The organism is Hymenobacter coccineus, from assembly GCF_001816125.1.
Taxonomy (GTDB): domain Bacteria; phylum Bacteroidota; class Bacteroidia; order Cytophagales; family Hymenobacteraceae; genus Hymenobacter; species Hymenobacter coccineus.
Window position 1 is genome coordinate 48158 of sequence record NZ_MDZA01000397.1, and the last position, 17052, is coordinate 65209.

The window sequence follows — 17052 nt, forward strand, 5'->3', positions numbered from 1 at the left end:
AGTAAGCCATTGCTACCGCACTAAGCAAGAGCGCCGCCGCTGCGTGGTATGCGCCCGCCCGCAATGATTGCCCAACCGCACTGAATAGGGGTAAACTCACTATTGAAAAGCTATTATTAGAATCAGGTATTCAGCAAAAATAGGCACGGGCGAACGGTTAATAATTGTGCTTCTGGGACGTTCAGGCAAAGCCCGCCGCACCAAACAGTTAATTTGAACAGACTGCTAGCGCTGCAAACCCAACCGGCGGAAACGGCAACGAATTGGGCAAATCAAGATTTGGCGCTGCTGAGCTACTGGCCAAAAAGGCGGTTGCATGAGTGCAAAACGGACGCGCTTACCTCACGCTCACGGTGCAAAACCTTCGCCCAGAACCGGTGCTTCGATTGGTTCTGGGCCACCGCTGATCCGAAGTGTCATGTACCCTCCCCGTGGACGCTCAATGCCGCAGCCCAGGTCCAATGGCTGGCAATGGGTCTTAGAATTGGACAAATATTGAAAGCAGCTCTTTCGGCTGCGTACTTTTGCCTGCTATGGACTTGAGCTACGAAGCCAAATATCACCAGCTGGAGGAGCAACACTGGTGGTTTGCCAGCCGGCGCGATGCCGTATACGACCTAGTGCAAGGCCTGCGCTTGTCGCCACAGGCAGCTATCCTGGAAATTGGCTGCTCGGGTGGGCCCCTAATGCAGCGCCTGCGCACGGCCGGCTACGCCGACGTAACCGGCATCGACGTGAGCGGCCCGGCCATTGAACTGGCCCAGGCCCGCGGCGTACCCAACGTGGGGGTGATGGACGGAGCTGCCCTAGAATTTGCCGACGCTCGCTTTGATTTGGTGATTGCCTCCGACGTGCTCGAACACATCGAAGACGAGGCCCAGGCCCTGCGCGAGTGGGCCCGGGTGCTGCGCCCAGGTGGGCAGCTGTTGGTGTTCGTGCCCGCCCACGCTTACCTCTGGAGCGCGCACGACGTAGTGAACCACCACTTCCGGCGCTACTCCCGCCAGGGCCTGGTGCGGGCCCTGGCGGGAGCCGGCTTGCCGGTCCGGCGCAGCTCATTTTGGAACGCTGCCATGTACTTCCCCACGGCGGCCCTGCGGCTGGGCAAACGGCTAGTGCAGGGCCCCACCGCGCCCGAGATAAAGCCTGGCAACACCGGCGACCTGCATCACTTTCCCGGCCTGGCCAACCGCCTGCTGTTGGCCTGGGTAAAGGCCGAAAACCGCTTGTTGCGCCGCCTCAACCTGCCCCTGGGCGTGAGTGTGTTCGCCCTAGCCCAAAAGCCTGTGCTGGGAGCCTGACCCGAGGCCTGGTGCCCCCTGTCTTTCCCGATTTACCCGCTTATTTCTTTCCTTAACCTGCGTGGAGCTGTCCGTCATCGTTCCCATCTACAACGAAGAAGCGAACATTGCCGAAGTGTACCGGCGGTTGTTGGGCGTGCTCGAGGCCATGCCCTTGCCAGGGAATTTCGAGCTGATTTTTGTAAACGACGGCTCGCGCGACCACTCTTTTACCCTATTATTGGCCCTGGCCGAGCGCGATACCCGGGTACGCTATATCGACTTCAGCCGCAATTTTGGGCACCAAATTGCCGTATCGGCGGGCCTCGACCGGGCCCAGGGCGATGCCGTGGTCATCATCGATGCCGATTTGCAAGACCCGCCCGAACTCATTCCGCAGCTATACTCGAAGCTGCGCGAAGGCTACGAAGTAGTGTATGCCAAGCGCCGCTCGCGGCAGGGCGAGAGCGTTGGCAAGCGTCTGACGGCGCGCTTATTCTACCGCCTCTTGGCTGGCATCACCCACATTTCTATACCGGTTGACACTGGCGACTTCCGCATCATTTCGCATAAAGTGGTGAGCGGTCTGCGCCTGATGCCGGAACAAAACAAGTTCTTGCGCGGCCAGATTTCGTGGATTGGCTACCGCCAAACCTACGTGGAGTATGACCGGGCCGAGCGCGGCGGTGGGGCCACGGGCTATACTTACCGCAAAATGATCCGCCTGGCCTTGGACGGCATCACGGGCTTTTCGGACACGCCCCTCAAGGTGGCCACGCTCGGCGGCTTTGCCGTGTCGGGCGTGGCGTTCTTGGTAGCGCTCTACACATTGTACTCCCGCTTCATTACCCACGACTACCAGCCGGGCTGGGCTTCGCTCATGGTCAGCATCTTGTTTCTGGGCGGCGTGCAGTTAATCTCAGTAGGCATCATTGGCGAGTATATCGCCCGGCTTTCGGCCAACGTGCGCCAACGGCCGCTCTACCTCATTTCGGCCACCAATACAACATCGCCTTCCCCCGAACAGCCAGGGCCGGCGGGGGATTAGCAACCGCGTATTAGCAATTGCCTAAGGCCAATGGCGGTTCCAACCAGCAACTGGGCCAACGACCCAATTTCGGAGTGTTTTACGAAGATGCCCAGCTCCTGATATCTGCCCGTCGGGGCCCTGTGCGCAACCCGGCCGAAGTGCTCCAGCCGTAGCGGCGCCCGGGGCCCTAGCCGGCGGTGGCCAGCGGCACGGCGGCGTAGGCATCGGCCAGGGCCAGCTGGCAGCCGATGGGGCTCAGGTCGAGCACGGCAGCGGGGTCGCGGGTTTCGGTCAGCACCCAGCGGCCCAGCTCGTCGCGGGTATACAGCTCGGCGTGCACCCGTTCCGAATCCAGCAGCAGGTACTGGCGCAGGCTGGGAATCTGGCGGTAGTACATGAATTTTTCGCCCCGGTCGTTGTTGGCCGTCGACGGCGAGAGCACCTCCACCAGCAGCGTGGGGTTGACGAGCGTGTCGGGCTTCTTGTCTTCGTTGAACACCGGCGGGCCGCACACCACCGTCAGGGCGGGGTACACGTAGGCGCTCCCGCTCAGGATCTGCAGGCGCTGGTCGCTGCCCACCGGCGTACAAGCCGAACCGCGCAGCTGGTTGCCAATGGAAATGGTAAGGTTGGCGCAAATGCGGTTGTGGGCGAAGCTGGCCCCCGCCATCGCCCGGATTTCTCCCTCAAAATATTCATGTTTGAAGGCCGCCGCCCGCTCCAGGCGCAGGTAGTCGGCGGGCGAAACGTATTCGGGAGCATCGGCGGAGAAAGCGGGGAGGCCCATAAGAAACAGCGGTTGGGATTTATCCAAAAATACAACCTGGGGCCCCACCGTTCCCAACCCGCGCCTTTCCTTACCTTTGCCCACGTACACCCACTGGCCCGCATGCCCCACGCTGCCCCTGATTTTTATGCTCACCCCACGGCCGTGCTCGACGAAGGCTGCCAGATTGGGCGCGGGAGCCGCGTGTGGCACTTTTGCCACGTGTGCGCCGGGGCCGACATTGGGGAGGACTGTAACCTGGGCCAAAACGTGTTTGTAGCCGACGGCGTGACACTGGGCCGCAACGTGAAAGTGCAAAACAACGTGAGCCTCTACGGCGGCGTGGTGTGCGAAGACGACGTGTTTCTGGGGCCCTCGGTGGTGTTCACAAACGTGAAAAACCCGCGCAGTGCCGTGCCCCGCCAGGGCCCCGGCCACTACCAAACCACGCACCTGGCGCAGGGCGCGAGCGTGGGGGCCAACGCCACCATCATGTGCGGGGTGCGGCTGGGGCCCTACGCCTTTGTGGGGGCGGGCAGCGTCGTCACGCGCGACGTGCCGGCCTACGGCCTGGTATTCGGCAACCCCGCCCGGCCCCAGGGCTGGATGAGCGCCGCCGGCCACCGCCTGCGCTTCGACAAGAAGCGCCGCGCTACCTGCCCCGAAACCGGCGAAACCTACGAATTAAGCACCGACGAAAAAACCGTGCGCCCCGTGCCAGCCACCGCCGACAAGCTGCCCCCTTCCCGCTAATTATTCCTTCTATTTTAGCCACTTACCATTACCGCAACGTGTACGACCAATTATTGCGCAAGGAGGCCACGCTGGCCGTTATCGGCCTCGGCTACGTGGGCTTGCCCATCGCCCTCGAATTTGCCAAGCAGCTCAAAGTCATCGGCTTCGACATCAATGCCGGGCGCGTGGCCCAGATGAAGCAGGCCATCGACCCCAGCGGTGAGCTGGAAGCCAAGGACTTCGAGGGCTGCGACATCACCTTCACCGATTCGCTGGAAGTGCTGCGGCAGGCGCAGTTCTTCATCGTGGCCGTGCCCACGCCCATCGACGAGCACGCCCAGCCCGACCTCAAGCCGCTGCTGGGGGCCTCGGGCTCGGTGGGCAAGGTGTTGAAAAAGGGGGATTACGTGGTGTTTGAGAGCACCGTGTACCCCGGCTGCACCGAGGAAGACTGCATTCCGGTAATGGAGAAGCTCTCGGGCTTGAAATTCCCGAACGACTTCAAGGTGGGCTACTCGCCCGAGCGCATCAACCCCGGCGACAAGGAGCACACGCTGCGCCGCATCGTGAAGGTGGTGAGCGGCAACGACGACGAGGCCCTCGAAACAGTCGCCAAGGTTTACGAGCTGGTGGTGGACGCCGGCGTGCACCGCGCCAGCAGCATCCGGGTGGCGGAGGCGGCCAAAATCATCGAGAACACCCAGCGCGACGTCAACATTGCGCTGATGAACGAGCTGTCGATGATTTTCGACCGCATGAACATCAACACCTACGAGGTGCTGGAGGCGGCCGGCACGAAGTGGAACTTCTTGAAGTTTAGCCCCGGCCTGGTGGGCGGCCACTGCATCGGCGTGGACCCTTACTACCTGACCTACAAGGCCAAGGAGCTGGGTTACGACGCCAAGGTCATCCTGAGCGGCCGCACCACCAACGACAACATGGGGGCCTACATCGCCCGCAAAACGGTGCAGATGATGATCAAGAAGGGCAAGGACGTGGCCAAAAGCCGCGTACTGGTGATGGGCGCCACCTTCAAGGAGAACGTGGAGGACATCCGCAACTCGAAGGTGGCCGACGTGATTCAGGAGCTCAAAAACTTCTCGGTGAACGTGGACATCGTGGACCCGCACGCCGATTCCGACGAGCTGCTGCACGAGTACGGCTTCCGCCTGACGGCCAACGACGACCTCCGCACCGACTACGACGCCGTGATTGTGGCCGTGGGCCACAAGCCCTACGCCGAGAAAGACGAAGCGTATTTCCAGTCCATCACGGCCGACAACGCCGTGCTGGTCGACATCAAGGGCCTGTACCGCGGCCGGATGCAGGAGCTGCACTACTGGAGCTTGTAACTAACTGACCCAAAAACCATGAGCAAGATTCTCGTCACCGGCGGCGCCGGCTACATTGGTTCCCACGCGGTGGTAGAGCTGGCCCAGGCGGGCTACGAGCCCGTCATCGTCGACGATTTTAGCAACTCGCAAGAGTCGGTGCTGGCCGGGCTGCGCGCCATTTTGGGCCGCGACGTGCCGTGCTACCACAGCGACTGCGGCGACGCCGGGGCCCTGCGCGGCGTGTTCCAGAAGGAAGGCAGCATTGCAGGCGTTATTCACTTCGCCGCATTCAAGGCCGTGGGCGAATCGGTGCAGAAGCCGCTGGCCTACTTCCACAACAACGTGGGCTCGCTGCTGACGCTGCTGCAAGTGATGCCCGAGTTTGGGGTGGAGAACCTGGTGTTTTCGTCGTCGTGCACCGTGTACGGCAACCCCGACGCGCTGCCCGTAACGGAGGCCACGCCCACCAAACCGGCCACCTCGCCTTACGGCCGCACCAAGCAGATGTGCGAAGACATTGTGCACGACGTGGCGGGGGCCAGCAGCAACCAGCTGCGCACCATTCTGCTGCGCTATTTCAACCCAATTGGGGCCCACGCCTCGGCCAAAATTGGCGAGCTGCCCTTGGGTACGCCCAACAACTTGGTGCCGTTCATCACCCAAACCGCCGCGGGCATCCGCGAGAAGCTGACGATTTTCGGCAACGACTACGACACGCCCGACGGCACCAACGTGCGCGACTACATCCATGTGGTGGACCTGGCCAAGGCGCACGTGGTGGCTGTGCAGCGCCTGCTGGACCACAAAGCCACCGAAACGGTGGAAACCTTCAACGTGGGCACCGGCCACGGCAACACGGTGCTGGAGGTGGTGCAGGCCTTCGAAAAAGCCAGCGGCCAGAAGCTGAACTACAGCATCGGGCCCCGGCGCCCCGGCGACGTGCCCGCCATCTACGCCGACGCCACCAAGGCCGAAACCGTGCTCGGCTTCAAAACCGAAACCTCGCTGCTCGACTCGCTTGCCAGCGCCTGGAAGTGGCAGCAAACGCTGGGCAAGTAGTGCTCGGCGCTAGCGCTTGGGGCCCCGGCTTCCCCTTACGATTGCGATTTCAACCTTAGACTACGCTTTATGAAAATTATCATCACCGGCGGCGCCGGCTTCATTGGCTCGCACGTGGTGCGGCTGTTCGTCACGAAGTATCCTGATTATCAGATTATTAATCTCGACGCGCTGACGTACGCCGGCAACCTGGAAAACCTGCGTGACATAGAAGGGGCCCCCAACTACCGCTTCGTGAAGGGTGACATTTCCGACCAAGCCTTCATTGATGAGCTGTTTGCCCGCGAGGAGCCCGACGCCGTGATTCACCTCGCCGCCGAGAGCCACGTGGACCGCAGCATCACCGACCCCATGGCGTTCGTGAAAACCAACGTCATCGGCACCGTGAACTTGCTGAACGCGGCGCGCAACCTGTGGCAACCGGGCGGCTACGCCGGCCACACCTTCTACCACGTGAGCACCGACGAGGTGTACGGCTCACTGGACTTCGGGCCGGAGATGTTCACGGAAGAAACTTCCTACGACCCCCGCTCACCGTATTCGGCCTCGAAGGCCAGCTCCGACCACTTCGTGCGCGCTTGGCACCACACCTACGGCCTGCCCATCAAGCTCAGCAACTGCTCAAACAACTACGGCCCCAACCACTTCCCCGAGAAGCTGATTCCGCTGGCCATCCACCGCCTGCGCACCGGCCAGCCGGTGCCCGTGTACGGTAAAGGCGAAAACGTGCGCGACTGGCTCTTCGTGAAGGACCACGCCACGGCCATCGACGCGGTGTTCCATAAGGGCAAGCTGGGCGACACCTACAACATCGGCGGCGTGAACGAGTGGCAGAACCTGAAGCTCATCGAGTTGCTCTGCGATGTGGTGGACGAGAAGACCGGCCAGGGCCCCGGCACCTCGCGCCAGCTCATCAAGTTCGTGACCGACCGCGCGGGCCACGACATGCGCTACGCCATTGACAGCAGCAAGATCATGAACGAGCTGGGTTGGAAGCCGTCTGTCACCTTCGAGCAGGGCCTGGCCCAAACCGTGGACTGGTACCTCGCCAACGAGGAATGGCTGAACAGCGTGACCAGTGGCGCCTACCAAGACTACAACACCCAACAATACAGTAATCGATAATATGAAAATGTGGAAGATGTGAAAGTGTGCACTGTTTGTTTGCCGCTAGTGCTTTTTCACATCTCCCACATTTTCATACTCTAACACATCAATCATCGTGTACGACCTTCCTTTCCACGACCGGCCGCTGTCGGATACTACGTTTCTCGTCACCGGCGGCGCGGGCTTCATCGGCTCGAACCTGGTGGAATACCTGCTGAAGTACGGCGCCAAAAAGGTGCGCACCCTGGACAACTACTCCAACGGCTTCCGCAAAAACCTGGCGCTGTTTGAGGGCGACCCGGCCCTGGAAATTGTGGACGGCGACATCCGCAACGCTGAGACGTGTGCCGCGGCCTGCTCCGGCGTGGACGTGGTGCTGCACCAGGCGGCGCTGGGCTCAGTGCCGCGGTCCATTAAGGACCCGGTGCTGACCAATGACGTGAACGTGGGCGGCTTCGTGCAGATGCTGACCGCCGCTAAGGACGCGGGCGTCAAGCGCTTCGTGTACGCCGCTTCCAGCAGCACCTACGGCGACCACCCCGGCCTGCCCAAGGTGGAAGACCGCATCGGCAAGCCGCTCTCGCCCTACGCCGTCACGAAGTACGCTAACGAGCTGTACGCCGACGTATTTGGCCGCACTTACGGCCTGGAAATCATTGGTTTGCGCTACTTCAACATCTTTGGGCCCCGGCAAGACCCGGGCGGAGCCTATGCGGCCGTGATTCCGCTGTTCATCGACGCCATCCTGGAAAACCAGGCCCCCACACTGAACGGCGACGGCGGGCAAACCCGCGACTTCACCTTTGTGGAGAACTGCGTGCAGGCCAACATCCGCGCCGCCCTCACCACCAACCCCGGGGCCCTGAACCAGGTGTACAACATCGCCGTGGGCGACCGCACCTCGCTGGTGCAGCTGTACGACATCCTGCGCGAGGAGGCCGGCTCGGACCTGGAGCCGCAATTTGGCCCCGACCGCGCTGGCGACATCCGCGACTCGCTGGCCGACATCAGCAAGGCCAATAACCTGCTCGGCTACGCCCCCCAGATTCGCATCCGCGAGGGCTTGCAGCAGACGCTGGACTGGTTCAAAGCCAATCAGGAATTCATCAAGGAACGCAATTAATTGAACGTCATGCTGAGCGCAGTCGAAGCATCTCTCCCGCAGCAGTAAACAAATTACTCAGCGAGAGAGATGCTTCGACTGCGCTCAGCATGACGTTCTCAAACTTATAAGCATCATCTTCAATCATATGAAAGGCATTATCCTCGCCGGCGGCTCCGGCACCCGGCTGCACCCCCTCACCCTGGCCGTCAGCAAGCAGCTGATGCCGGTGTATGACAAGCCGATGATTTACTACCCGCTGAGCATCCTGCTGATGGCGGGCATCCGGGAAGTACTGATTATCACCACGCCCCACGACCAGGCGCAATTTAAAAAGCTGCTTGGCGACGGTAAGAACCTGGGCTGCGACTTCCAGTACGTGGTGCAGGAAGTGCCCAACGGCCTGGCGCAGGCCTTCGTGCTGGGGGCTGACTTCATCGGCCAGGACAGCGTGGCGCTGGTGCTGGGCGACAATATTTTCTACGGCGCGGGCCTGGAGGAGCTGCTGAAATCAAACAACAACCCCGACGGCGGCGTGGTGTACGCCTACCACGTGCACGACCCCGAGCGCTACGGCGTGGTGGAGTTTGATGCCGATAAGAAGGCCCTCAGCATTGAGGAGAAGCCGGCTAATCCTAAGAGCAACTACGCCGTGCCGGGCCTGTATTTCTACGACAACAGCGTGGTGGAAATTGCCAAGAACCTGGAAATGAGCCCCCGCGGCGAGTACGAGATTACCGACGTGAACAAGGAATACCTGCGCCGCGGCAAGCTGAAGGTGGGCATTCTGAGCCGCGGCACGGCCTGGCTCGACACGGGCACCTTCGAGAGCCTGATGCAGGCCGGCGAGTACGTGCGCGTGATTGAGCAGCGCCAGGGCCTGAAGGTGGGCGCGATTGAGGAAGTGGCCTACCGCCAAGGCTTCATTACGGCCGACGAGCTGCGGGCCCTGGCCCTGCCGCTGCGCAAGAGCGGCTACGGCGATTACCTGATGAACCTGCCCGAGCAGTTGGTGCTGGGCGCGCAGTAGGGCCCCGGGCCGAGCACAAAGTGGCCGAAAGCCGCGGTTTGGCTAGCGCAGGCGCGCGGCCGGGCCGCGGCTTTTGCCTAATTTAGCAAGGCTAAAACGTGTCCTATCCTTTCCGCACGCCTCTTTCGCGCGCTTTTGTATCTGTGGCAGTATTATGGGCCGAACTTCTATGAAAATTCCCGTTTTTTCCTTTGCCCTGGTGGCGGCCCTAGGGCTGGGGGCCCCGGCGGCGCGGGCCCAACACGCGCAGTGGGCCAGCAAGCTGGTGGGCGTGTCGTCGCAAAAATCGGAAGGCAAGGCGGCGTATTCGCCCGAGCAAGTCCTAGGGGCCCCCAACGCGCTGCCGCTGGGCCAAATCAACGACAAGGCCTGGATTCCGAAGAAGGAAGGGCGCGACGAATTTATTGAAGTGCGCTTCGCCCGCTCGGTGCTGGCCCAGCAGATTACGGTGGTCGAGAACTTCAACCCCGGAGCCGTGACGAAAATCGAGCTCATTGATACCAAAGGCGTGCACCACGAGGTGTACACCAACGACAACCCGGGGCCCCTGCCCGACGCGTACCGCACGCTGGAAGTAAAAATTGCTCCGGCCAAGCCGGCCTACCGCACCATTGGGGCAGTGGTGCACCTGAACACGGCCAAGGTGGAGGGCGTGAACCAGCTCGACGCCATCGGCGTGGCCGACGTGACGCAGACGATGGTGAAGAAGGACTTCAAGGCCCCCGATGCCGACGCGGCCGGCGTGGCCCGTTTTGACTCGTCGCTCGTGAACCTGGGGCCCTCCGTGAACAGCCCGTACGTGGACACGCACCCCGTGATTTCGCCCGACGGCCGCACCTTGTACTTTGCCCGCCAGAACCACCCGGGCAACACCGGCGGCAAAAACGACCCGCAGGACGTGTGGTTTTCGACCCTGCAAAGCGCCAGCGCCAAGGCCTGGGGCCCCGCCAAAAACATGGGTGGCCCCGTGAACACCGCCGGCTTCCCCAACGGGCTGGCCTCGGTGTCGGCCAACGGGCAGCGGCTGCTGCTGCTGGGCCACTACACGCCGGAGGGCCTGATTCCCAAGGGACCCAGCACGTCGGAGCACCGCCCGGGCGGCTGGTCGCAGCCGGCTAACGTGGACATTGAGGACTTCTACAACAACGACGACGAGCACGCCGACTACTTCCTGGCTACCTCGGGCAAGGCCCTGCTGCTGGCCGTGCAGCGCACCGACGGCCTGGGCGAGCAGGATTTGTACGTGAGCTTCCCGAAGCCCAGCCCTCCCGGCCAGCCCGTGACGTGGACCCGTCCGCGCAACCTGGGGCCCAACGTGAACACCAAAAAGGCTGACTTTGCCCCCTTCCTCGCCCCCGATGAAAAGACGCTGTACTTCGCCAGCGAGGGCCGCGGCGGCTACGGCAAGTCCGATATTTTTTACTCCAAGCGCCTTGATGATACTTGGACGAACTGGAGCCCGCCCCGCAACCTGGGCAGCGTGGTGAACTCGCCTGACTTTGACGCTTATTACACCGTATCGGCGGCCGGCGATGATGCTTATCTGGTGTCGACGCGCAACGGCATGGCCGGCTCGAAGGATATTTTCCGCATCGCCCTGGCCCCCGCCTTCAAGCCCGAGGCTGTGACGCTGGTGCGCGGCCAGGTGCTGGACGCCGCCACCAAGAAGCCTGTCAAGGCCATCATTCACTACGAAAACCTGCTGACGGGTGAGGAAATTGGCACCGCCGAATCCGACCCCACCGACGGCTCCTACACCATTGTGCTGCCCAGCGGCGTGCAGTACGGCTACCGCGCCGAGGCCGCCAACTACATCGCCGAGAACGCCAACCTCGACGTGACGGCCCGCGACAAGTACTCGGAGCAAACCCAGGACCTGTTCATGGTGCCCTTTGCGGTGGGCCAGACGGTGAAGCTCAACAACATCTTCTTCCAGCAGAGCAAGTACTACCTGCGCACCAACTCCTACCCCGAGCTGGCCCGCCTCGTGCGCATCATGCGCGACTACCCGACGGTAGAAATCAAAATCGGCGGCCACACCGACAACCAGGGCGACCCGGCCCTGAACCTCAAGCTGAGCCTCGACCGGGTGAACGAGGTAAAGAAATACATCATAAGCAAGGGCATCACGCCCTCACGCATTACCACCGAGGGCTACGGCAGCGAGAAGCCCGTGGCCAGCAACGACCAGGAAGATACCCGCGCCCTCAACCGCCGGGTGGAATTTACCATCACAAAAAAGTAACCTAGGGCCCCAAATGCCAAAACGCCCGCTGCACTTGGTGCAGCGGGCCGTTTTAATTAGCAGGCAGTATACGAAGAAAGCCTACTTGTCTTTCTTGGTCAGGTTCTTACCCAAGTCTTCCACTTTCTTCAGGAAGTCATCGGTGTCGGTATCGGCGTACACGCCGTAAGCCGAAGAGATAGTGCCCTTCACACCGTCGTTGGCTTCGATGGCGTAGAGGATAGAGGTGTCGTCGGGGTTGCTTTCGCCTTCGAAGCGGTAGAAATCTACGATGGTTACTTCCTCCGGTGTGTAGCTTTTGTTGGTGCTCGTGTCCATGGTGTGCAGGCGGCCGTCGGTCACGGTAAAGTCTTGGTTGTAACCGTCTTTGCTCAGCTTCTTTTCAACGTTGACGAGCGAGCGTTCTTCTTCTTTGTCTTGCATGACGCGGGGCAATAGGGGTGAGAAAAGCCCCGCCGGAAGGGCAGCGGCTACTCGGCTATACGGCACCCGGGCGGCCCGGGGTTACCGCCCGGGGCCCTAAATATTCCGGGGCCACATTCAGCGCCCAGCGCGGGCCGCAATGGTGCGCTCCAGGCGGTCCACATCAATACCCCCGCAGGCGCCGCAGCCCTTAGCGCAGCCCACCTGCTCCTTCGAGAAGAAAGCCCGCCAGGCCCGGCGGCCCAGGAAAAACAGGGCCCCCAGCACGATGGCAGCCACGAGGATATATTGAACTATCATAGCGGTTTGAAAACGCCGGGGCCCCAGCAAAAGTTTGCGCCGGGGCCCCGGGGTGCATTTGGGGCGGGGGTGGCTATTGGTTAAAAGCCAAATAAATTTACGTGTTGCAGTCCACCGTTTAACACAGTTCATGTAAAGGGACAAAACCAAGCCACGCCAAGGCCCCTACCCTACGCCCAAAACTCCCGGATGGTGGCCTGCATCTCCTCGTGCAGGTGGCCGTTGCTGGCCACCACTTCGCGGCCGAAGAGCGGGTCGCCGTCTTCCAGGAACTGGGTGATGCGGCCGCCGGCCTCGGTGACGAGCAGCAGGCCCGCGGCCACGTCGTAGGAGTTGATATTGAACTCGAAGTAGCCATCCATGCGGCCGGCGGCGACGTAGGCCAAGTCGGTGGCGGCCGAGCCCATGCGGCGCAGGCCGTGGGTGCGCTGCATGAAGCTGCCCAGCACCTGCAGGTACTTGTCGAGCTGCGCGAATTTACTGTACGGGAAACCGGTGGCGATGAGCGAGTTAGCTAGCTTGGGGGCCCCGGTTACGTGGATGGGCTGCTCGTTGCAAAAAGCGCCGTGGCCCTTGGCAGCGCGGAAGCTCTCGTCGCGGTTGGCCTCGTGCACCACGCCCGCCACTAGGTCGGGGCCGTGCAGCAGGGCCACGCTCACGGCAAACACCGGTAGCGAGTGGATGAAGTTGGTGGTGCCGTCGAGCGGGTCGATGATCCAGGTGAACTCCTGGGTTTCGTCGGGGGCCCCGGCGGTGCCTTCCTCGGTGATGAAGCCGGCGGCGGGCAGGATTTCGCGCAGGCCGGCCACCAAGCGGCGCTCGGCTTCCTGGTCCACGTAGCTCACCATGTCGTGCAGGCCTTTGTTTTCAATCTTGCTGGGGTCGAAGGTTTTGGCTTCGTGCAGGATGAACTGGGCAGTTTCGCGGCACAGCGCGGCCACTTGGTGCGAAAGGGCGAGGTAATCGGTCATGCTTGAGAGTTAGAATATTAAGGCTTTAAAATTAATTTAGGAGCTATATCAACAAGCGCTGTCATGCTGACGAAGGAAGCATCTTATCGGGATAGATACAGGTCGTTCAGCAGTGATAGGATGCTTCCTTCGTCAGCATGACAGCACCCATTTAAGTAGCTCTAACACGTCATGCTGCGCTGCGCTCGGCATGACGTTCCTGTAAGTGATTTTGGGGCCCGCGAAGGCCCGGGCGATGACCCAAACGAGCAGCAGCACGGCCAGGATTTGGCAGCCGCGGCCGATGTACTCGCCCGTGCGGGTGTAGAAGGTCAGCTTGTCGTTCAGGTGCACCGTGGCGCGGCTGGCGGCGCACCCAGGTGGGGGCCAGCTGCGCGAGGGTGCCCTTTTGGTTGATGAAGCCGGTGAAGCCGGTGTTGGCGGCGCGGGCTAGGTCGCGGCGGGTTTCGATGGCGCGCAGGGCCCCCAGGCGCAGCAGCTGGCGGTAGCCGGGCGTGTCGTCCCACCAGGCGTCGTTGGTAACCAGGCCCAGCAGGTTGGCGCCGTCGCGCACGTATTGGGCCGTGAAGTCGCCGTAGATGGACTCGTAGCACACGAGGGGCCGCACCACCAGCGCGGGGGCCCCGGGCACGCGGAACAGCTTGGTTTCGGGCACCGTGCCGTAGCTGCCCACGTAGCCGCCCAGGTCGATGTGGTTGATGAGGGCGGTAAGGAAGGTGGGCACTTTCTCGACGCCCGGCACCAGCCGCTCCTTGTGGTAGAACTGCACTGGCGCGGCGGGGCCGGCGAGGTAGGCGGCCGTGTTGCACACGTCGTAGTAGCCAAGGTCGTCGCGGAAGAGGGCCGTTTCGCTAGCCGCTTCCTTGCTGGGGTAGCTCACGATGCTGGTCATGCCCGTGATGAGGGCCACGCCCGGGTGCTGCCCCAGCCAGGCCCGGATGCGCTGGATGCGGGGGTAATTGTTGATCACCCGCTCCTGGTAATGGTCGGCTAGGCTGGTTTCGGGCCAGAGCACGAGCCGGGTTTGGGGCGTGAGCTGCTGGGTGCTGAGGGCCAGCAGCCGCGTCAACTGCTCGTCGTAGGAAACGAAGTCGGGCGCGTCGGCAAACTTCTCGGTGTAGGGGTTGATGTTGGGCTGCACCACCACCACCTCGGCCCCGGGGCCCTGCTCCTGGTAGGTGGCGCCGATGGCGAAGGATAGCAGCAAGGGCAGCGCAATGGCTATGAGGGGAATTAAAAGTTTTGAGTTAAAAGTTAAAAGGGCGGTTTTTGGGCCCCGGACTAGTAAGTCCCCAGCGCCTGTTAACTCTTCACTTTTAACTTTTAACTGCCCGTCAATTAGCCAAAAGAATACGGATAAATTCACCGCCCACACCCACACCGAGCCGCCGAGGAAGCCGGTGTACTCGTACCACTGCACCCACTGCGGCACGGCGGCGAAGCCGTTGCCCAACGTGAGCCAGGGCCAGGTCACATCCCAGCGCAGGTGCAGCTGCTCGAAGGCAACCCAGTAGACGGGCAGCGTGAGGTAGCCAATCAGGGGCCCCAGGCGCTTCTTGGTTTGGCGGAAGGCCATGAGCGGCAGGCACATGAGCCCCGCGTTCAGGACCACGGCCGCGATGCCGCCGCCCAGCGTACTGTAGCTCACCCACCAAGTAGTGCTGGCGTTCCAAAGCAGCACAAACAGGTAGGTGCCGGCAAACACGCGGCCTTTGCGGGCCCCCTGCTGCGTGGAGCGGCGCTCCATCAGCAGGTAGGGCACCCAGCCCACGAACAGGCCCAGGGGCCAGAGCGTGCCGCTGGTGGACCACCCGGTCCAGAGCAGGGCGGCGCCGAGCACGGCCAGCACGGCGGGGTGCGCCGCGGGGCTAGTCTTCGCCAAATTCGTCGGAGTCACGGGCTTCGTTTTCAAGGGATTCATCTACTTCGTCTTCTTCGCCGCGGGCGTAGCGGCCGGCCTTGCCGGGGCGGGGCGGCGGGGTGGGGTTGCCGGCCACCACCAGCACAATTTCGCCCTTGATGGCGGCCCAGGGCCCCAAAATCGGCGGCCAGGCTGGCCAGCGTGCCGTTCACGGTTTCCTCGAACAGCTTCGTGAGCTCGCGGCTGACGGAGGCCGGGCGCTGGGGCCCAAACACCTCGGCCAGCTGGGTGAGGGTTTTCACGAGGCGGTGCGGCGACTCGTAAAAAATCATCGTCCGGAGCTCGGGGGCCAGTTCTTGCAGGCGGGTTTGGCGGCCTTTTTTCACGGGCAGAAACCCTTCGAACGTGAACCGCTCGGCCCCGAAACCCGACTTGAGCAGGGCGGGCACCAGGGCGGTGGGGCCCGGCAGGCACTCCACGGCCAGGCCGCGGGCCAAGCACTCGCGCACCAGCAGGAAACCCGGGTCGGAGATGCCGGGTGTGCCGGCGTCGCTCACCAAGGCCATTTTTTCGCCCTTTTCGAGGCGCTCCAGCAGGCGCGGCACTTGCTGGTGCTCGTTGTGGAGGTGGTAGCTGAGGAGCGGTTTTTTGAGGCCCAGGTGCTGGAGCAGGCGCCCGCTGACGCGGGTATCCTCGGCCAGCACCAGGTCGGCCTCGCCCAGCACGCGGATGGCCCGCAGGGTGATGTCCTCCAGGTTGCCGATGGGCGTGGGCACGAGGGTGAGGGCGGGGGCGTCGGGCATGGGGGCAAAGGTACGGGCGGGCCCCAGGTTAGGGCCCCACTACAACCCAAAGGGCCCAACCGTAGTACACCCTTCTCCCACCCGCTTTGCTTTTAACCTTAATTTTTAGCCCTATGCCCGTCGATCCGAACAACCGCCCCATCCGCGTCATCAACGACGACACTACCGACGAAGAGATGCGCGCCGGCCACCACATTCCCAACGCCGATCCGCCCAAGAACGAGGCGGCCCGCGGCGGCTTCGGCAACCGCGATGGCAAGCAGGGCTTCGGCTCCGACACGGCCGGCGGCTCGACGGCCCTGGGCGTGAACGAGGACGCCGATGCCATGACGCCCCCAGCCGATAACATGCGCTCGGACGACGAGGGCCGCGACGCCCGCGCCGACCAAGACCTACCGGCCCGCGAAACCTACGACGACGACCCCGACCTGGTGGCCGTGCACAACCCCGGCGGCCCCGTGGATGAGCTCGACGCCGACGACCGCCGCAAGGGCCCCGATGAGATGGAAAACCCCGCCTCGCGCGTGGGCATGGGTGAAATGGAGCCCAAGCCCCTCAAGCCCATCACCGGCACCGATACCAACGCCGAACTGACCGACCCCAACGCCTCCGACACGGCCATCGACCAATAGGGCCCCAAGGCCCCGGTTCCAGCCATTCTTTTTCCCACCTTACCTACTCCGACCATGCCCACCCACCACAACGACCAGAAGGACAACGAGCAATCCGACGAGCGTCACCTTGAAGGCCAACCCAAAGCCGGCGCGCTGCCAGTGGGCGACTTCAGCGAAGCGGAGGAAAACAGGCTGGAGCAGGAAGCCCTGGACGCCGGCATCACCCACCCCAACCGCGGCCACGACAAACCCAGCATCGACAAGCCGGCCTATGATTAACGTTGCTGCTTAAATAGCAAAAAGGGGCCCCGCGCTACGTAGCGCGGGGTCCCTTTTTTGTCATTCCGAGCGAGCGAGGAATCTGAATTGGGGCTCCCAGATTCTCGCTGCGC

At 62.5% G+C, this 17052-nt stretch carries 16 protein-coding genes and 1 pseudogene; 11 read left to right on the forward strand and 6 right to left on the reverse strand.

Annotated elements, in window-relative coordinates; all coding sequences use genetic code 11:
* Nucleotides 1-533 precede the first annotated feature (533 nt).
* Both BEN49_RS18215 and BEN49_RS18220 read left to right on the forward strand, forming a co-directional pair.
* Entirely contained in the window at nucleotides 534-1301 is a 768-nt protein-coding gene (locus tag BEN49_RS18215; RefSeq protein WP_070745874.1) for a class I SAM-dependent methyltransferase, read from the forward strand.
* Between the two features lie 61 nt (nucleotides 1302-1362).
* Nucleotides 1363-2328 (forward strand): glycosyltransferase family 2 protein, encoded by a 966-nt coding sequence (locus tag BEN49_RS18220; protein ID WP_070745875.1) that lies wholly within the window; start codon nucleotides 1363-1365, stop codon nucleotides 2326-2328.
* Nucleotides 2329-2497: 169 nt separating this feature from the next.
* Here the strand turns inward: BEN49_RS18220 and BEN49_RS18225 are convergent, their stop codons facing one another.
* Nucleotides 2498-3097, reverse strand: coding sequence for a Uma2 family endonuclease (locus tag BEN49_RS18225; protein WP_070745876.1), 600 nt, complete (start codon nucleotides 3095-3097; stop codon nucleotides 2498-2500).
* Between the two features lie 102 nt (nucleotides 3098-3199).
* Between BEN49_RS18225 and BEN49_RS18230 the strand changes: the two genes are divergently transcribed.
* The 7 genes from BEN49_RS18230 to BEN49_RS18260 all read left to right on the forward strand — a co-directional run bounded on the left by BEN49_RS18230 (nucleotide 3200) and on the right by BEN49_RS18260 (nucleotide 11688).
* Nucleotides 3200-3829 carry an acyltransferase gene (locus BEN49_RS18230; protein WP_070745877.1) on the forward strand — a complete coding sequence of 210 codons (630 nt, stop codon included), beginning with the start codon at nucleotides 3200-3202 and terminating at the stop codon, nucleotides 3827-3829.
* Nucleotides 3830-3867: 38 nt separating this feature from the next.
* A complete protein-coding gene (locus BEN49_RS18235) occupies nucleotides 3868-5163 on the forward strand; it encodes a nucleotide sugar dehydrogenase (RefSeq protein ID WP_070745878.1) in 1296 nt (431 codons plus the stop codon).
* Nucleotides 5164-5181: 18 nt separating this feature from the next.
* Nucleotides 5182-6204: a UDP-glucose 4-epimerase GalE gene (gene galE / locus BEN49_RS18240; RefSeq protein WP_070745879.1), complete on the forward strand. Its 1023-nt coding sequence runs from the start codon at nucleotides 5182-5184 to the stop codon at nucleotides 6202-6204.
* A gap of 69 nt (nucleotides 6205-6273) precedes the next feature.
* Nucleotides 6274-7329 (forward strand): dTDP-glucose 4,6-dehydratase, encoded by a 1056-nt coding sequence (rfbB, locus tag BEN49_RS18245; RefSeq protein WP_070745880.1) that lies wholly within the window; start codon nucleotides 6274-6276, stop codon nucleotides 7327-7329.
* Between the two features lie 97 nt (nucleotides 7330-7426).
* Nucleotides 7427-8434 carry an SDR family oxidoreductase gene (locus BEN49_RS18250; protein ID WP_070745881.1) on the forward strand — a complete coding sequence of 336 codons (1008 nt, stop codon included), beginning with the start codon at nucleotides 7427-7429 and terminating at the stop codon, nucleotides 8432-8434.
* Between the two features lie 127 nt (nucleotides 8435-8561).
* On the forward strand, nucleotides 8562-9443 hold the full coding sequence (gene rfbA / locus BEN49_RS18255; RefSeq protein WP_070745882.1) for a glucose-1-phosphate thymidylyltransferase RfbA: 882 nt from the start codon (nucleotides 8562-8564) through the stop codon (nucleotides 9441-9443).
* 169 nt (nucleotides 9444-9612) lie between these two features.
* The gene (locus BEN49_RS18260) at nucleotides 9613-11688 is read left to right on the forward strand and encodes an OmpA family protein (RefSeq protein WP_070745883.1); all 2076 of its coding nucleotides are present in this window, start codon (nucleotides 9613-9615) and stop codon (nucleotides 11686-11688) included.
* A gap of 81 nt (nucleotides 11689-11769) precedes the next feature.
* On the opposite strand, the gene BEN49_RS18265 is transcribed toward BEN49_RS18260, so the two are convergent.
* The 5 genes and pseudogenes from BEN49_RS18265 to rsmI form a co-directional block, all read right to left on the reverse strand.
* Nucleotides 11770-12111, reverse strand: a complete 342-nt coding sequence (locus BEN49_RS18265) for a hypothetical protein (protein ID WP_070745884.1) — start codon at nucleotides 12109-12111, stop codon at nucleotides 11770-11772.
* Between the two features lie 117 nt (nucleotides 12112-12228).
* The gene (locus BEN49_RS28315; RefSeq protein ID WP_070745885.1) at nucleotides 12229-12411 is read right to left on the reverse strand and encodes a FeoB-associated Cys-rich membrane protein; all 183 of its coding nucleotides are present in this window, start codon (nucleotides 12409-12411) and stop codon (nucleotides 12229-12231) included.
* A 170-nt stretch (nucleotides 12412-12581) separates the two neighbouring features.
* Nucleotides 12582-13382 (reverse strand): inositol monophosphatase family protein, encoded by an 801-nt coding sequence (locus tag BEN49_RS18275; protein WP_070745886.1) that lies wholly within the window; start codon nucleotides 13380-13382, stop codon nucleotides 12582-12584.
* Nucleotides 13383-13551: 169 nt separating this feature from the next.
* Complete coding sequence (gene lnt / locus BEN49_RS18280; protein WP_070745887.1) at nucleotides 13552-15264, reverse strand: apolipoprotein N-acyltransferase; 1713 nt, start codon at nucleotides 15262-15264, stop codon at nucleotides 13552-13554.
* Nucleotides 15251-16046: pseudogene (rsmI, locus tag BEN49_RS18285) on the reverse strand (16S rRNA (cytidine(1402)-2'-O)-methyltransferase). The gene lnt and the pseudogene rsmI overlap by 14 nt, the downstream one beginning before the upstream one ends.
* 113 nt (nucleotides 16047-16159) lie before the next feature.
* On the opposite strand from rsmI, the gene BEN49_RS18290 reads away from it, so the two are divergent.
* Nucleotides 16160-16678 carry a hypothetical protein gene (locus tag BEN49_RS18290; protein ID WP_070745888.1) on the forward strand — a complete coding sequence of 173 codons (519 nt, stop codon included), beginning with the start codon at nucleotides 16160-16162 and terminating at the stop codon, nucleotides 16676-16678.
* A gap of 54 nt (nucleotides 16679-16732) precedes the next feature.
* Nucleotides 16733-16939 carry a hypothetical protein gene (locus BEN49_RS18295; RefSeq protein WP_070745889.1) on the forward strand — a complete coding sequence of 69 codons (207 nt, stop codon included), beginning with the start codon at nucleotides 16733-16735 and terminating at the stop codon, nucleotides 16937-16939.
* The last annotated feature ends 113 nt before the right edge of the window (nucleotides 16940-17052 follow it).

Coding starts and splice junctions, on each gene's coding strand:
- BEN49_RS18215 (WP_070745874.1), top strand. CDS start 534: ATGGACTTGAGCTACGAAGCCAAATATCACCAGCTGGAGGAGCAACAC.
- BEN49_RS18225 (WP_070745876.1), bottom strand. CDS start 3,097: ATGGGCCTCCCCGCTTTCTCCGCCGATGCTCCCGAATACGTTTCGCCC.
- BEN49_RS18230 (WP_070745877.1), top strand. CDS start 3,200: ATGCCCCACGCTGCCCCTGATTTTTATGCTCACCCCACGGCCGTGCTC.
- galE (WP_070745879.1), top strand. CDS start 5,182: ATGAGCAAGATTCTCGTCACCGGCGGCGCCGGCTACATTGGTTCCCAC.
- rfbB (WP_070745880.1), top strand. CDS start 6,274: ATGAAAATTATCATCACCGGCGGCGCCGGCTTCATTGGCTCGCACGTG.
- rfbA (WP_070745882.1), top strand. CDS start 8,562: ATGAAAGGCATTATCCTCGCCGGCGGCTCCGGCACCCGGCTGCACCCC.
- BEN49_RS18260 (WP_070745883.1), top strand. CDS start 9,613: ATGAAAATTCCCGTTTTTTCCTTTGCCCTGGTGGCGGCCCTAGGGCTG.
- BEN49_RS18265 (WP_070745884.1), bottom strand. CDS start 12,111: ATGCAAGACAAAGAAGAAGAACGCTCGCTCGTCAACGTTGAAAAGAAG.
- BEN49_RS28315 (WP_070745885.1), bottom strand. CDS start 12,411: ATGATAGTTCAATATATCCTCGTGGCTGCCATCGTGCTGGGGGCCCTG.
- BEN49_RS18275 (WP_070745886.1), bottom strand. CDS start 13,382: ATGACCGATTACCTCGCCCTTTCGCACCAAGTGGCCGCGCTGTGCCGC.
- BEN49_RS18290 (WP_070745888.1), top strand. CDS start 16,160: ATGCCCGTCGATCCGAACAACCGCCCCATCCGCGTCATCAACGACGAC.
- BEN49_RS18295 (WP_070745889.1), top strand. CDS start 16,733: ATGCCCACCCACCACAACGACCAGAAGGACAACGAGCAATCCGACGAG.